The organism is Acidovorax sp. M14 (assembly GCF_049331375.1).
Lineage (GTDB): Bacteria > Pseudomonadota > Gammaproteobacteria > Burkholderiales > Burkholderiaceae_C > Acidovorax.
In genome coordinates this window covers 2,835,506-2,849,413 of the sequence record NZ_CP186263.1, presented here as the reverse complement: position 1 = coordinate 2,849,413, position 13,908 = coordinate 2,835,506, and the positions used below count along the sequence as shown (strand labels likewise).

The window sequence follows — 13,908 nt, the reverse complement described above, 5'->3', positions numbered from 1 at the left end:
TCAATAAGCGCCTGATGCTTTGCTTTTGATAGCATTTGCGGGGCGTCTTCACGCCCTGCGGTGGTCAGGCGTCGGGGGCTTCGGGGGCGGGGGATGCGCCGCCGCTGTCTGGGCCTGCGTCCCCATCGGCTTCTGCATCCGTCACATTGGCATCGTTCTCCACAATGCGCTGCAAGCCGCTGAGTTTGGAGCCCTCGTCCAGTGCGATCAGCGTCACGCCCTGCGTGGCACGGCCCAGCTCGCGAATCTCGCTCACGCGGGTTCGCACCAGCACGCCCTTGTCGGTGATCAGCATGATCTCGTCGTCAGCATGCACCAGCGTGGCCGCAACGACCTTGCCGTTGCGCTCGCTCTGCTGGATGGCGATCATGCCCTTGGTGCCACGACCATGACGGGTGTACTCGACGATGCTGGTGCGCTTGCCGTAGCCGTTCTCGGTGGCGGTCAGCACGCTCTGCGTCTCGTCTTCGGCGACCAGCATGGCGATCACGCTCTGGCCGTCCTCCAGCATCATGCCGCGCACACCACGCGCTGCTCGGCCCAGCGGACGCACGTCGTTCTCATCAAAGCGTACGGCCTTGCCACCGTCGCTGAACAGCATCACATCGTGTTTGCCATCGGTGAGGGCTGCGCCGATCAGGTAGTCACCGTCATCCAGGTTCACGGCGATGATGCCGCCCTTGCGGGGGTTGCTGAACTCGTCCAGCGCAGTCTTTTTCACGGTGCCCATGCTAGTCGCCATGAACACGAAACGGTCGGCCGGGAAGCTGCGCATGTCGCCGGTGAGCGGCAGCACCACGTTGATCTTCTCACCGTCCTGCAGCGGGAACATGTTGACGATGGGGCGGCCGCGCGAGCCGCGCGAACCGGCGGGCACTTCCCACACCTTGAGCCAGTACAGGCGGCCCCGGTTGGAGAAGCACAGGATGTAGTCGTGCGTGTTGGCGATGAAGAGCTGGTCGATCCAGTCGTCTTCTTTGGTCGCCGTGGCCTGCTTGCCACGCCCGCCACGCTTCTGGGCGCGGTACTCGGACAGTGGCTGGCTCTTGATGTAGCCGGTGTGGCTCAGCGTCACCACCATGTCGGTGGGGGTGATCAGGTCTTCGGTGGAGAGGTCCTGCGCACTGTATTCAACGATTGAGCGGCGTGCGCCCAGCTTGTGCTGGCCGAATTCCTGTTTGATGGAGGTGAGTTCGTCGCCGATGATGACCGACACGCGCTCGGGCTTGGCCAGGATGTCCAGCAGGTCTTCGATGACCGCCATGACTTCCTTGTACTCGGCCACGATCTTGTCCTGCTCCAGGCCCGTCAGGCGCTGCAGGCGCATCTGCAGGATTTCCTGGGCCTGCGTTTCGGACAGTCGGTACAGGCCATCCTGGCCCATGCCGAATTCTTTTTCCAGACCTTCAGGGCGGTAGTCGTCAGCGTTGATCACGCCGCCATCGGCGCGCGTGCGCGTCAGCATTTCGCGCACGAGTTTGCTGTCCCACGAGCGGGTCATCAGCTCGGCCTTGGCCACCGGGGGCGTTGGGGCGTTGCGGATGATGGCGATGAAGTCGTCGATGTTGGCCAGCGCTACAGCGAGGCCTTCCAGCACATGGCCGCGGTCACGCGCCTTGCGCAGTTCGAACACCGTGCGGCGCGTTACCACTTCGCGGCGGTGCTGCAAGAAGACGCTGATCAGGTCCTTCAGGTTGCACAGGCGGGGCTGGCCGTCGATAAGCGCCACCATGTTCATGCCGAACGTGTCCTGCAGCTGCGTCTGCTTGTACAGGTTGTTCAGCACCACCTCGGGTACTTCGCCGCGCTTGAGTTCGATCACCAGGCGCATGCCCGACTTGTCGGACTCGTCCTGGATGTGGCTGATGCCTTCGATCTTCTTTTCGTGCACCAGCTCGGCCATGCGCTCCTGCAGCGTCTTCTTGTTGACCTGGTAGGGCAGCTCGTCCACGATGATTGCCTGGCGCTGGCCACGGTCGATGTCCTCGAAGTGGCACTTGGCGCGCATGACCACCTTGCCGCGCCCAGTGCGGTAGCCGTCCTTCACGCCATTGATGCCATAGATGATGCCGGCCGTAGGAAAGTCGGGCGCCGGAATGATCTCCATCAACTCGTCAATGGTCGCCTCCGGATTGCGCAGCATGTGCAAACAGGCATCGACCACTTCGTTGAGGTTGTGGGGCGGGATGTTGGTGGCCATACCCACCGCAATACCTGCGGATCCATTCACCAGCAGGTTGGGCAGCTTGCTGGGCAATACCAGCGGCTCTTTTTCGCTGCCGTCGTAGTTGGGGCCGAAATCGACGGTTTCCTTGTCAATATCGCCCAGCATTTCGTGCGCGATTTTGGCCAGACGGATTTCGGTGTACCGCATGGCCGCAGCGTTGTCGCCGTCCACCGATCCGAAATTACCCTGTCCGTCTACCAGCATGTGACGCAGCGAAAAATCCTGCGCCATCCGCACAATGGTGTCGTACACCGCCGAGTCGCCATGCGGGTGGTATTTACCAATCACGTCGCCAACGATACGGGCCGATTTTTTATAAGGTCGGTTCCAGTCGTTGTTGAGCTCATGCATCGCATACAGAACGCGACGGTGCACGGGCTTCAGGCCATCGCGCGCGTCGGGCAGTGCACGACCCACGATCACGCTCATCGCGTAATCGAGGTAACTGCGCCGCATCTCTTCTTCAAGGCTGATCGGCAGGGTTTCTTTGGCAAACTGGGTCATTGGGACGGCGGAGGCGGCAAAGGAGAGCCATTTTAGGCGTAAGACCGTGTAGCGACGACGCAACATATCGAAGCAATTCAGGTTTTGTCCTACGGGCCCCGAACGGCGTGCACAGCTTTTGCCCTGTTACGTATGGCACAATCGTTTGAACGCTTAGGGTGGTGGTCACCCCAGGCGTCCTGATTCGCAGCGCGGCTGCGGCTTTTTCCCCAAGAGGAGAACCATGAAGAAACTGAACAAAGTGGCGATGTTGTTTGCCTCTGCAGCGCTCGCAACCGCCGCTGGCGCACAAACCGTTGACAACTGGCGCGATGCTTCTGGCCAACTGGTCTGGAAGAACGGTACCAACGAATACTGCTGGCGCGATGCCAACTGGACGCCTGCTACGGCAGCTCCTGGCTGCGACGGCGCAATCGCTGCTCCCGCACCTGCCGCTGCACCAGCTCCTGCTGCTGCTCCAGCACCCGCTGCCGCTCCTGCACCCGCACCCGCACCAGCCCCCGCCGTTGCCACCAAGGTGACCTACGCTGCTGACGCCTTCTTCGACTTCGACAAGTCGGTGCTCAAGCCAGAAGGCAAGGCCAAGCTGGACGACCTGGTCTCCAAGGTCAAGGGCATCAACCTGGAAGTGATCATTGCCGTGGGTCACACTGACTCCGTCGGCTCCGATGCTTACAACCAGAAGCTGTCGGTGCGTCGTTCTGAAGCCGTGAAGGCTTACTTGGTGTCCAAGGGCATCGAAAAGAACCGCGTGTACACCGAAGGCAAGGGCGAAAAGCAGCCCGTGGCTGACAACAAGACTGCCGAAGGCCGTGCGAAGAATCGTCGCGTGGAAATCGAAGTGGTCGGTACCCGCGCCGCTAAGTAATCTTCGGATTGCTGCACAAAAAAGCCCCGCTCGCGGGGCTTTTTTGCGTCTGGGGCTTTTCGCGTGCTCCCTTCATGGACAATCAGCGACATGATCGAAACCGTCAATGCAGATCCGGCCGAACTGGCCAAGTTTTCAGAATTGGCCCATCGGTGGTGGGACCCTGACAGTGAATTTCGTCCGTTGCATCAGATCAACCCGCTGCGGCTTGACTGGATTCATGGGCTGAGCGCCTTGACTGGCAAGCGCGTGCTGGATGTGGGCTGTGGCGGGGGCATTCTGGCTGACTCCATGGCACGCAAGGGTGCGGATGTGCTGGGCATCGATCTGGCAACCAAAGCGCTGCGCGTGGCGCAACTGCACGCCCTGGAAGCGGGCACCCAAAACGTGCAATACCGTGAAATCAGCGCCGAGGCGATGGCCGCCGAGCAGCCTGCTGGTTTTGATGTGGTGACCTGCATGGAGATGCTCGAGCATGTGCCCGATCCTGCCTCTGTGGTTCGAGCTTGCGCCACCTTGGTCAAACCCGGTGGCTGGGTGTTCTTCTCCACCATCAATCGCAACGCCAAAGCCTTCATGCTGGCCATCGTGGGGGCGGAATACGTGCTCAATATGCTGCCGCGCGGCACCCACGAATACGCCAAGATGATCCGTCCCAGTGAGCTGGCGGGACATTGCCGCAGTGCAGGCCTGGATGTGCTGCACACCAAGGGACTGGAATACAACCCCCTCACGCGTCGCTATTGGCTCAGTGCCAACACCAGCGTCAATTACCTGTTTGCGACGCGTCGCCCGGGCTGATATGGCTACCGTTTTTCATGGCATTCGCGCAGTTCTGTTTGATCTGGATGGAACTTTGATCGACAGCGCCCCAGACCTCGGCGCGGCCGCAGACAAGATGCGCACCGACCGAGGCCTGCCTTCGCTACCTCCCGCCCGATACCGCCCCATGGCGGGTGCAGGGGCTCGCGGCATGCTGGCAGAGGCCTTTGGCATGGGCCCAGACCACCCTGACTTTGCCGTTATGCGGGAAGAGTTTTTTGTGAACTACGAGTCCCGCATGACCGAACAGACCACCATTTTTGACGGTGTGCCTGAATTGGTTCGCCAGATTCTCGGTCGCAATATGGTATGGGGCGTGGTCACCAACAAGGCTGCCCGCTTTACGGACCCGCTCACGCAGGCCATCCCGCTGTTTGCCACCGCCTCGGCCGTGGTCAGTGGTGACACCACGCCGCACGCCAAGCCGCATCCTGCCCCTTTGCTGGAGGCGGCTGCCCGTTTGCGTGTGGCTCCTGAGCATTGCATCTACGTGGGCGACGACGAGCGGGACATCGTGGCGGGCTTGGCAGCGGGCATGGGCACAGTGGCCGCCACCTACGGCTACTTGGGCGCGAAGACCGATCCTTCGGAGTGGGGTGCACACGCCGCAATTAAATCTCCTGGCGAGCTCTTGCAATTGCTCGTGAGCGCCTAAAATAGAAAGCCTAGGGGCTGTCCTGGTTTCGACGTGGGTTCGGGATCAGTGTGGTGCATGTCGAGCTTGAGTCACGCTCGTAAATCTCGATTTAACAAACTAACTGCAAACGACGAACGTTTCGCACTCGCTGCTTAATTGCCAGTGAGCCTTGCAACAGTTGGCCGATGGGCTGGGCAAGGGGGTTCTGAGCAATCAGTGCCTCCCGGCTGCAAGGATAATTACATGGGCTGGCTTCCATCCGGGTACCTTGGGTGGAGGCGAGAAAATAGGGTGCTGGCGGCCCATGTAGCGTGCGACTGCGCGACATGGGTAGCGAGATCCAAATCAGACCGCTAAACATGTAGATCTGCCTGACGAAGGCTTGCGGACGCGGGTTCAATTCCCGCCAGCTCCACCACTCAAGACACCGCCACACACTGTAAACACCAGTCTGTGGCGGTTTTTCTTTGCCTTTCGGGGTCTGGTGGTGTCCAGAAAATCGCACCGATTTCGCACGCGAATCGCACCGATCCAATTCATCCCACGATGCGCAATTCCGCCTTGGGCTTCTGGTAGTCCTCGCGGATGAACTTGCCGTAGGTGCGGAATACCATTTCCACGTCCTCATGCCCCAACTGCTGGGCGACATACCAGGGGTTCTGGCCCGCCGTCAGCAGCGTTGACGCATAGGTGTGTCGGACCTGATAGGGGTTGCGGTAGGGCACCTTCGACCGCTTCATCAGTGGCATCCATAGCGTCTTGCGCACCTGCGCATCCGTTTCCCATGGCTGCAGGCTGCTCGGGTTAAGCCAGACCCTGGCGCCGCGCATCAAGCTGATGGCCTTCTGGGCGGTCAGCGCCGCCACCGCCTCGGCATTGAGCTCCAGGTCGCGGATGCCGGCCGCCGTCTTGGGCGCCTTGATCACCCCCACGACCTGGTTCAACTCAATGCGGGCTACTCGACGCTCCCAGTCGATGTGTCGCCACTCCAGCGCCTGCAGCTCGCCCGGGCGCAACCCGGTGTGGAACCAGAACTGCACCATCGGGCGCTCATCTGGACGGCAGGCCTCAAGGATCGCGCTGCGCTCCTCAGCCGTGAAGGGCTGGATCACGTAGTCGCTGGCCTTGGCCGTCTGCCTGATGAGCTTGGTGAGGGCGATGCGGTCGAACGGGTTGAAGTCGATCAGCTCATCGTTCAGCGCATCCTCGAAGATGCTGCGCAGGGGGATCAGGGTGTTGCGAATGGTCTTGCTGGTGCAGTCCATCTCGCTGATCCATTCGCGCAGGGCGCTGGGTGCCACCTCGCGCACGGTCAGGCCATGCCAGCGGCGCATGCGCTCCCCCGTGATGGCCTTGGCATACCCACGGTAGGATGACTTGGCCATCTGGCTGTTCTGCACTTGGCGCTCGTAGGTTTCGAGCTGGCGCTGCAGCAGCACTTCCATCAGCAGTGCGTCTTTGGGGTTCGCCTTTGCACGGGGGCTGTCCGGGAAGTAGTCCGCATAGACGAATGTCCCGTCACCGATCTTGCGGCGCACCTCTTCACGCAGGATAGCCGCGCGCTGGATGCTCGACTTGTTGATGGGGCAGGGCGGCAACAGCTCCCTGCATTCCTGGCCGTTCATGGTGAAAGCCACTTGGATGCGGTCACCGGCAACGAATTGCCGGATCTTCACGCCCGGCGGGGTTGGGGGAGTTGGTCGTTTATCCACTGGTCGGCCGCTTTGATGTTGACGTACAGACGCCTGGCTACGACGGCAACCTGCTGCCCTTCCTTCCAGACGCCGCTCTTCTTGCGCTGCTTCACCGTTTCACGGGTGACGCCCGTCATGTCCTGGTACTTGCTGGCCAGAACCCACTCGGGCTGCGGCGCGACTGTGCTGCCATCCTGCGCAGCTTCTGTAACAAAACGTGAATCGTTGTCTGCCTGCTTTTTGGCGCTGGTCATGGTGTGTTTCTCCCGTACTTCTCAGCCAGGCCAGACCCGGCGATTGCATAGTTCCGCCCGCCCAGGTGGACAAGCGTGGGTTCAGGTTCGGGCTTCCAGGTGCACAGGCCATCGGGCCCGATGACGGCGCCTTGTTGTGCCCACAGGGTTACGGCTGTCCAGAAGGGCGAGCGCTCCCCGGGCTGCTTGTCGGCCAGCTCTCCGTCGTCGTCCTGCACGGCTGACCCGCTGTAGGGGTGCATTTCAAAGCGCCACACCTTGCCCGTGGCGTCCTTGATCCGGCGGTCTGGGCCGCCGTAGCTGATGTGGATGGTTTTCATTGCTGAGTCCTGGCCGGTGCGGCAAAGAATGCGGTCCCGGCGGCCGTGGGTTTGTGGTTGATGCCCTGCAGTAAGCCTTTGCGGTGCAGTGCTTGCAGCGTGCGCGGATCTTTGGTGGGCGTTTGCCCAACCGTTGCCCGCCACAGAGCATTACGCTGCGCAGGGGACAGCGAGGGACGATTGGTCATGGTTTCTTTCCTCCCTGCCGCTTCCGCAGCCAGGTGAAGTGCGGCGGATCTCCCGCCTGTTGATACTGGGCCCACAGTTCCAGCCCTGCTGGGCACCGCTCCCTTGAACCAGGGGCAGTGCCAGCGGCGCGGCATGTGGGGCAGTTGGAGTGGTGGAGCTGGTAGGCGCGGTCTGCGGCGTGCCAGTCGGGGGCCGGTGTCATTCGGCGTTGCGCGTTCTCTTGAAGAAGTCCACGCGCTCGCTGTAGTAGCCATTGCTGCTGCCAAACCAGCGCAGATCAATGTAGCCTTTGATGGTCGCCAGCTTGTAGAAGGTCCATGTTTGACTCTCTGGCTCGTATTCGTGGGTGAAGCCTTCTGGCGTGTCGCTGCTGCTGGATTCCTCGGCTACCAAAAGTGGATGCCCGATCAAATCAGCAACATCGCCGACCACACTTTCGATGGAGACACTTTCGCAGCAGCTCTGATCGTGCAGCATGAAGAACTCGCGGCCGTCGGCTGTCTTGAAGACAACGAATTCGCTGTCTTTTTCCAGGCCTTCAATTGCGGCCAAGGTCGCGCCGAGCAAGTCTGAAAACTTGGCATCTTTGCGCTCTTCCCATGGGATGTATTCGCTCATTTCGTTTCTCCAAAAAGAAAACCCCGCATGAGCGGGGCTGTTGATGGGGTGGTGGTGCCTGTCAGGCAGTGGGTGGCGGCGGCGCGAGGCGGGCGCGGCCCGCGGTGATGGCCAACTCGCTGCGCACAAGAGATCGAGTCATTTCGCAATGGCACTCCAACGCCTCCACCAATTGCAGGATCAGCGCCTCGTCATCCTGGCGTTGCTTGTTCAGGCGAGCGATGGTGCAGTCGTCACAACCCAAGGTCAGAGGCATGCCGTGTTCACACGTCGCCATGCTGGCCTCCTTTGATCTTGATGGCGTGTAGCAGCTGCACTACGGGGATCAGTGCCCCGAAGATCGCGCCCAGAAAGAGCCCGATCACAACGTCAAGCAACGACACTTCCCGCTCAGTGAACTTCCATCGCAGGATTGCGATGGCGCCGGAAAGCGCCCAAAGCATTGCAAGGACCACCTCTAGCCGCTCATCCATGCTGGCCTCCTTTGATGCCGTGGGCGGCTTCGATTACGTCCTGCGCGTGTTTGCGCATGTTCTTCCGTCCAGGCTCTGGCATGAATTCCCATGGGTACTCCATGCACTCGGCCAGCTTCTTCGCTGCTGCATCAATCTGCTCATCCGTCAGCGTCACCGCCCCGGCCTGCGCCTGGGTGTGTGACATGCGTTTAACGTGCGGCATCCGCTCAATTACTGCGCTCATGGCTGCGTGGAACTCGGCACAGATGGTTTCGGCGTCGTCAATTCCGGGGTGCACATCACCTGCACGATCAACAAAGCGCATCGCTGTGCGGCCCAGCTCGGCGTCCCATTGGATGGCGTACGGGCGGTTCCCCGCCACTGCTGGCGGCGTGCCCCACTTGGCGAGGACTGCGCGTGCGAAGCTATAGACCCGAGTGGCTTGTGGCCCGCAGTCTCCCAAGTAGGCCGCGACAAGCGCATCAATTTCGTCGTTTGTCGGCTCAGTCATGGTTTGCTCCTTGCTTGCGGGCTGCGCTCTCAGCGCCTTGCACCCAATCCATGTCTAACACGTCGCAGATCGCATTCCACGCCCGCGCCATAGCAACACCGCCGTGCTCCCTGTTGTCCAGTGCAAAGTGGTAGTCACGGATAGCCTGGATGATCTTTGCCAGCCGCGCCGCATCCTCCAGCACGCTGTCTGCCGCCTGGGCGGGTTGGGTGGGGGCGATATTGGCCTGATAGAAGGCGCCGTCAAGAAACGCTCCGGCGAACTTGCGCGCCATGTTCTCGCACTCAACTTCGCGGCCAAGGTAGAGCTGCTGCTTACCGTCCCCAGCCACCACTGCGAAGCGGTGAAACATGCTTTCGTGTGCAGGGACCACTTTGTAGCGCGCCAGAGCTATCGCATCTACGTCGTCATCCATCCCACCCGCTGGTGCCGTCACGCTGTCTGCCGGGGCACTGGCTGCGCGGGCCATCCATGCAGCCCTGGCAAAAGCCCACATGCCATCGTAGGCGGTTCCTTGCTCTCCGTTGAACCACTCGTTGTATGCGGTGGCCTCTGCGTCAATCAGTGGAGATTGCGCGCCCCCTGCCGACTGCGTTGAGGTGTTTGCTCGCTCGTATTGAGTGATGCGATCAATGATTCGATCAAGTAGGCGCTGGTTTTGTGTGCTGCAACCGCAGTCCGACATAATCATTTCAGCCAGCCACTGAATGGCTACAGACTCCCCCGTTTGCTGGGTAGCTGGCGCTGGCTGGCTGTCTGCCTGGGGCGTGGGGGAGGGCTGGGGTGTCCACTTGACCTCGGCTGGGCGCATTGCCTTCACCGTGCCGTCGCTCATCAGGTAGTCGTTGATCCCGGTGCTGCCACCGTAGCCCATTGCTTTGACGGCTACTGGCGCTGCCGCAGCCGATGGGGCGGGCTGCTGTGCCATGTTCGATTCAGCGCCGTTTTTCGACACGTCACCTGCGACGTGTTCAATGTCTGCTGGATTTTGAACATGAGTGGCGGTCTGCTGTGCCTCTACCAGGGCGGCAAGTCTGGCGACCGCATCCAAGACGCCCTCTCCTGGCGCAAGTTGCGCTGCGGTGTACAGCTCGTGGGCCAGCGCTTCTGCCCCTTGTTGGTTTGTCATGATGGGTCCTTTTGAATGAAGCCAATACGGCCATCTAGAATCGCGGCCTTGATAGTGTTGAGTTCCCAGCTGTAACTGGTGGCGTCCACGTAGACCCGCAGGCCCTCGCGGTAATCATGGCCCTTGCCCCTAATGAAGGCGTCGGCAGCGTCGCGAGTGAAGTGCTGACAGACGAATTCCCACCGTTCCTCGACGTAGAACAGAGTCGAATCGGGATACAGCTTCGACAGCGCATCGCTCATGTCGTACCCGTCTGCACCAAGAAATGACCCGCCAGCGGCTTCGTTTAGTGCTGTCTTTTCTTCATCCTCAAGGTCTTCAAAGAACGCTTCTGGCGTTTCCTCGTGACCATCGGTGAGGATGCGCCTGATGTCGGAAAGCTCTTCGGGTACGGCTTGCCAAACACGCTTTTCCACAAGGAAAACAGCGTCTGCGGTGTAGTGCCGCTTCACTCCTTCGCCTACGCAGTCGTGATGCAGGCGGGCCACGAAATCTGCCCATGTTTCAGCGGTCAGCTCTGCGCCCTTGGCCAAGGTGAGTTTTTCCATATCACTCCCCCTTTCCGCTATCCGCAGATGAGGTGGGCGAGGGAGGAAGTGGTATCCAGTGGGTGATGCGGTCTTGGCTGATCGAATCGACCACGTTCGCGCCATCCCATCCGCCTTCTGCATCAACATGCTCATGGCTCACGCTCCAAGAGCCAAAAGCCCAACAGCCAACAAACGGATTGGTGCTGTACTGCTCCCAAAGAAGTAGGTACGTTCCATCCTTCGGCGCCGTGGTAATGTCCTGCCACCCTCCCACCATTCCCTCTGGGGGAGAGGGGTGGAGGTAGAGGGGCATGGGCCGTTCAAAAGACTTCCCTCTTTCCAGTTTCGTGGTGATCGTGGCGGAGAGCGAGCGGCTGTTTGCCAGCCAGCTGAGCGCTCGCTCATCGACCCACGCCACTGGCTCACTCCCCGCACTTGCTGCGCTATCCCGCAGCCCCTGCGCATCTACGCCTGCCCATGCCTTCGCCCCGCGCTCTGTCAGTGCTGACAGGTCGGGCATTTCCTGCGGCTGGCCCATCAGCGGGCCACTCCCCGCACTTACGGTGAGGGATGCGCAGGCCGCGTCACGCAGAACATCGACGCAGCTAAGCGCAGCCTCTCGGTCTGACTCGCTTTTGAAAGTCGCGCTGCGAAGGAAACTTCGGATGTTCCGCTCTGCTACGGTCAGTAGCTCGTTTCCTTGAGGCGTTGGCCGGCCGTTTTCCGAGGAACGCGCTGCGCGGGCGACCCAGCCAAGCCAGCTTGCCTCAACGTGGGAGTGCTTGAACACGGGACGCCCCCATGCGTCTGGCACTTCGTCTAGCTCCAGGTGTCGGTGTGCGGCCTTGAAAGCCTCGCGCTCCTTGCTGTCTGTTTTATCGGTCATTGGGAATCCTTGGTGAACGGCTAGTTACGCGGCCTTCTTGAGCGGCGCCCAGACGGTTGATGCGGGCTTGGCCTCTTTCTCACCTAGCCACCACACACCGCCCTTGCCGTCATCGCAGCGGTCTTTGGTGCGCACAATCGGTTGCTTTGCTCCCACGTTCTTTTTGAGCCACTTGGCGTAAGCGTGGGCAATACCACCGGCGCGGCCTTCTGGGCAGACGATGCGCTGCCCCTGCTTAACCTTGCGGAACAGTGGGGCGTACTTTCCCTCTTCGGAGCGCTCGCGCCCTGTGTACGGGTCGTTGGAAATGCTCAGTTCAGACGGGTCGATGGCTTTGTATTTGGCGGTCTTGGTCATGGTTGCTCCAGAAACAGAAAGACCCGCTATTGCGGGCCTGTGTGTGGGGTGGGTTGTGGCTTCCAAAGCGTTCGAACACGCTCCCAGGCCGCCCGGTCGCAGTCGTGGCCCAGCGGCTTGTATTCCTCGCCACGCTCGCGGGCCTCGTCGTCGCGCGCAAACTCTTCTTCCAGATCGCGCTGAATCAGCTTGCGCACGCTCTCGGGGAAGTTCTCCCAGTTCGCAAAAATCCAGCGCTCGCAGTCGCCAACGATGTACGTCATGCGGCCCAGGCAGTAGCGGAAGGCTGCAACGGCCATGAGCCCATCGCTGCCCCATGCGCCTTGCTCTGAGAGTGTGGTGGGCACGTAGCGGCGGCCCTGCTTTTTGTAGAGCTGAGTCATGGGCGCCTCATTTGTTGCTGGATAACCCTGCGCACAACATCCAGCGCGGCCATCATTTGCAATGGGCTGCTGGCATCGGTGATGACTTCGTGTGCGTCCATGGCTTGGGCGATTGCAGCGCGTTCGACGGGCAGCATGTCCCACTTGGCCCAGCGTTCGTGCCTGGCGCGCAGCGCGCGCATGGCGTCCTGCCCGCACTCCAGAACACAGGCAAGGCCATCATCAATCTCCAGCGCGCGGACCTTCGCAAGATTCAGCGCCATCGCCACGCGGTCGAAATCGTCGTTGTCTGCCGTGCCGTCTGCCAGGCGCTCAAAACAGGCGCGGGTCTTGATGTGCTCGGCTGTCGTGTCGCCTTCCTCAAAAGGCCGTGCCCGGTCCAGCATGCGGATACCTGCCAGCGGGTCCATGTGACGGCGCTTGCGTGCGTAAGCGGTGGTCTTTCTCACTGCCGCCCCCGGTACTGCAATTCCTTGCCCTCATACCGCCCGCCCATGGTGCTGTTCAGGTGCGGGATGGCCTGGTGGTCTTTCAGGGTGATGCGCTCTTTCTCGCGCTGGGCTTCCCATTTGGTTTGCGGGACTGGGTTGGACAGGGCGAAGCCTGCGGGTTTGGTGGGTTTTGTCATGGCATTGCCTCCCCGCCCAGCGCCTCGATCAGGTCCGGGATCAGCTTGACCAGCTCGCCCGTGGCAATCGCCACATCGGTATCGAACCCGCCATCGTCGGCTTTAGTGCCCTCGAAAGCGGTGTCCAGGAAGGCCAGCTTGCGCACCTGCAGGCCTTCGGTCAGCAGGAAAGAAACCCGGTCATCCCAGGTCATTGCCAGCTTGGTAGGCAGCTTGCCTGCGTCGATGTGGCCCTGCACCTCTGCTATGTCCAGCGGGTGGCGGCCGTACTTCACGACGGCCTTTTCCTCGTTGGCACTTTTCAGTTCGCACTCGCGGTCCACCGTGAAGCCCACGGGCGGCTCCTGCTCCTTGAGCCAGTGCGCCATGGCGGCCTGGGGGCTGGTCTGGGTGCTGAGCAGCGACACGGACAGGCCGGGCAGCGCCTCAACCAGCAGCGTGACCACCTCATCGGCGCGGCCCTGGCTGCCCGTATCCAGCACCAGCAGGCGGTTGCTCGGGTCGAGCCAGACCCACATGCTGGCCTGTTTGGTGAATGCCATGGGCAGGAGATCCAGCTTGGCCTCGTCCTTGAGCTCGCGGGATTCCTTTTTTCCGGGCTTGCGGCCCGTCTCCTGCTCGATGCGGTCGGCCTTCTCCTTCACCTTGCGCGCCAGCACGCTGGCCGGGATGGCCTTGGTTTCGGTCATCAGGCGGGCGATCCACTGGCCGCCGATGCTTTCGACCAGGGCGCCGTGGGCCTCGCCGCGGGGTGGCACCCAGCCGCAGGACTTCTCCTGGGTGGCGCCGCACTCAATGAATGGAGCCTTGGCCAGGGCTTCCTCGGCAGCCTGCAGGTCGGGGGCCCAGCCTTGGGCGATGCGGTAAATGACAAGGGACTTGAACATGGGGACTCC

At 61.3% G+C, this 13,908-nt stretch carries 20 protein-coding genes and 1 other RNA gene; 4 read left to right on the top strand and 17 right to left on the bottom strand.

The features are described 5' to 3' along the window. Nucleotides 1-64: 64 nt before the first annotated feature. Nucleotides 65-2,731 carry a DNA gyrase subunit A gene (gene gyrA, locus ACOYR4_RS13240; RefSeq protein WP_295942738.1) on the bottom strand — a complete coding sequence of 889 codons (2,667 nt, stop codon included), beginning with the start codon at nt 2,729-2,731 and terminating at the stop codon, nt 65-67. A gap of 223 nt (nt 2,732-2,954) precedes the next feature. Between gyrA and ompA the strand changes: the two genes are divergently transcribed. The 4 genes from ompA to ssrA all read left to right on the top strand — a co-directional run bounded on the left by ompA (nt 2,955) and on the right by ssrA (nt 5,476). Then, nucleotides 2,955-3,599: an outer membrane protein OmpA gene (gene ompA, locus ACOYR4_RS13235; protein ID WP_291442575.1), complete on the top strand. Its 645-nt coding sequence runs from the start codon at nt 2,955-2,957 to the stop codon at nt 3,597-3,599. A 90-nt stretch (nt 3,600-3,689) separates the two neighbouring features. After that, nucleotides 3,690-4,400, top strand: coding sequence for a bifunctional 2-polyprenyl-6-hydroxyphenol methylase/3-demethylubiquinol 3-O-methyltransferase UbiG (ubiG, locus tag ACOYR4_RS13230; RefSeq protein ID WP_015014427.1), 711 nt, complete (start codon nt 3,690-3,692; stop codon nt 4,398-4,400). 1 nt (nt 4,401) lies between these two features. Further along, nucleotides 4,402-5,076, top strand: coding sequence for an HAD family hydrolase (locus tag ACOYR4_RS13225; RefSeq protein ID WP_422846928.1), 675 nt, complete (start codon nt 4,402-4,404; stop codon nt 5,074-5,076). A gap of 13 nt (nt 5,077-5,089) precedes the next feature. Next, nucleotides 5,090-5,476, top strand: a transfer-messenger RNA (tmRNA) gene (gene ssrA / locus ACOYR4_RS13220). A gap of 118 nt (nt 5,477-5,594) precedes the next feature. Here the strand turns inward: ssrA and ACOYR4_RS13215 are convergent. The 16 genes from ACOYR4_RS13215 to ACOYR4_RS13140 all read right to left on the bottom strand — a co-directional run bounded on the left by ACOYR4_RS13215 (nt 5,595) and on the right by ACOYR4_RS13140 (nt 13,899). After that, a complete protein-coding gene (locus tag ACOYR4_RS13215; protein WP_422846927.1) occupies nt 5,595-6,683 on the bottom strand; it encodes a tyrosine-type recombinase/integrase in 1,089 nt (362 codons plus the stop codon). 47 nt (nt 6,684-6,730) lie between these two features. Continuing rightward, nucleotides 6,731-7,006 (bottom strand): excisionase, encoded by a 276-nt coding sequence (locus tag ACOYR4_RS13210; protein WP_422846926.1) that lies wholly within the window; start codon nt 7,004-7,006, stop codon nt 6,731-6,733. After that, entirely contained in the window at nt 7,003-7,326 is a 324-nt protein-coding gene (locus ACOYR4_RS13205) for a hypothetical protein (RefSeq protein WP_422846925.1), read from the bottom strand. Before ACOYR4_RS13205 ends, ACOYR4_RS13210 begins: the two co-directional genes overlap by 4 nt. Further along, nucleotides 7,323-7,514 carry a hypothetical protein gene (locus tag ACOYR4_RS13200; RefSeq protein WP_422846924.1) on the bottom strand — a complete coding sequence of 64 codons (192 nt, stop codon included), beginning with the start codon at nt 7,512-7,514 and terminating at the stop codon, nt 7,323-7,325. Before ACOYR4_RS13200 ends, ACOYR4_RS13205 begins: the two co-directional genes overlap by 4 nt. Before the next feature lie 199 nt (nt 7,515-7,713). Then, a complete protein-coding gene (locus tag ACOYR4_RS13195) occupies nt 7,714-8,133 on the bottom strand; it encodes a DUF7448 domain-containing protein (protein ID WP_422846923.1) in 420 nt (139 codons plus the stop codon). A gap of 61 nt (nt 8,134-8,194) precedes the next feature. Continuing rightward, nucleotides 8,195-8,410, bottom strand: a complete 216-nt coding sequence (locus ACOYR4_RS13190; RefSeq protein ID WP_422846922.1) for a hypothetical protein — start codon at nt 8,408-8,410, stop codon at nt 8,195-8,197. Then, a complete protein-coding gene (locus ACOYR4_RS13185) occupies nt 8,397-8,606 on the bottom strand; it encodes a hypothetical protein (protein ID WP_422846921.1) in 210 nt (69 codons plus the stop codon). Before ACOYR4_RS13185 ends, ACOYR4_RS13190 begins: the two co-directional genes overlap by 14 nt. Continuing rightward, nucleotides 8,599-9,099, bottom strand: a complete 501-nt coding sequence (locus tag ACOYR4_RS13180) for a hypothetical protein (RefSeq protein ID WP_422846920.1) — start codon at nt 9,097-9,099, stop codon at nt 8,599-8,601. Before ACOYR4_RS13180 ends, ACOYR4_RS13185 begins: the two co-directional genes overlap by 8 nt. Then, nucleotides 9,092-10,228 (bottom strand): hypothetical protein, encoded by a 1,137-nt coding sequence (locus ACOYR4_RS13175; RefSeq protein ID WP_422846919.1) that lies wholly within the window; start codon nt 10,226-10,228, stop codon nt 9,092-9,094. Before ACOYR4_RS13175 ends, ACOYR4_RS13180 begins: the two co-directional genes overlap by 8 nt. Continuing rightward, nucleotides 10,225-10,776: a hypothetical protein gene (locus ACOYR4_RS13170; RefSeq protein ID WP_422846918.1), complete on the bottom strand. Its 552-nt coding sequence runs from the start codon at nt 10,774-10,776 to the stop codon at nt 10,225-10,227. The genes ACOYR4_RS13175 and ACOYR4_RS13170 overlap by 4 nt, the downstream gene beginning before the upstream one ends. Nucleotide 10,777: 1 nt before the next feature. Then, entirely contained in the window at nt 10,778-11,644 is an 867-nt protein-coding gene (locus tag ACOYR4_RS13165) for a hypothetical protein (RefSeq protein WP_422846917.1), read from the bottom strand. Between the two features lie 24 nt (nt 11,645-11,668). Further along, nucleotides 11,669-12,001 (bottom strand): hypothetical protein, encoded by a 333-nt coding sequence (locus tag ACOYR4_RS13160; protein ID WP_422846916.1) that lies wholly within the window; start codon nt 11,999-12,001, stop codon nt 11,669-11,671. A 26-nt stretch (nt 12,002-12,027) separates the two neighbouring features. Then, nucleotides 12,028-12,384 (bottom strand): hypothetical protein, encoded by a 357-nt coding sequence (locus tag ACOYR4_RS13155; protein WP_422846915.1) that lies wholly within the window; start codon nt 12,382-12,384, stop codon nt 12,028-12,030. Then, a complete protein-coding gene (locus ACOYR4_RS13150; RefSeq protein WP_422846914.1) occupies nt 12,381-12,794 on the bottom strand; it encodes a hypothetical protein in 414 nt (137 codons plus the stop codon). Before ACOYR4_RS13150 ends, ACOYR4_RS13155 begins: the two co-directional genes overlap by 4 nt. A gap of 35 nt (nt 12,795-12,829) precedes the next feature. Next, a complete protein-coding gene (locus ACOYR4_RS13145; RefSeq protein WP_422846913.1) occupies nt 12,830-13,012 on the bottom strand; it encodes a hypothetical protein in 183 nt (60 codons plus the stop codon). Next, complete coding sequence (locus ACOYR4_RS13140; RefSeq protein ID WP_422846912.1) at nt 13,009-13,899, bottom strand: recombination-associated protein RdgC; 891 nt, start codon at nt 13,897-13,899, stop codon at nt 13,009-13,011. The genes ACOYR4_RS13145 and ACOYR4_RS13140 overlap by 4 nt, the downstream gene beginning before the upstream one ends. Nucleotides 13,900-13,908 lie beyond the last annotated feature (9 nt).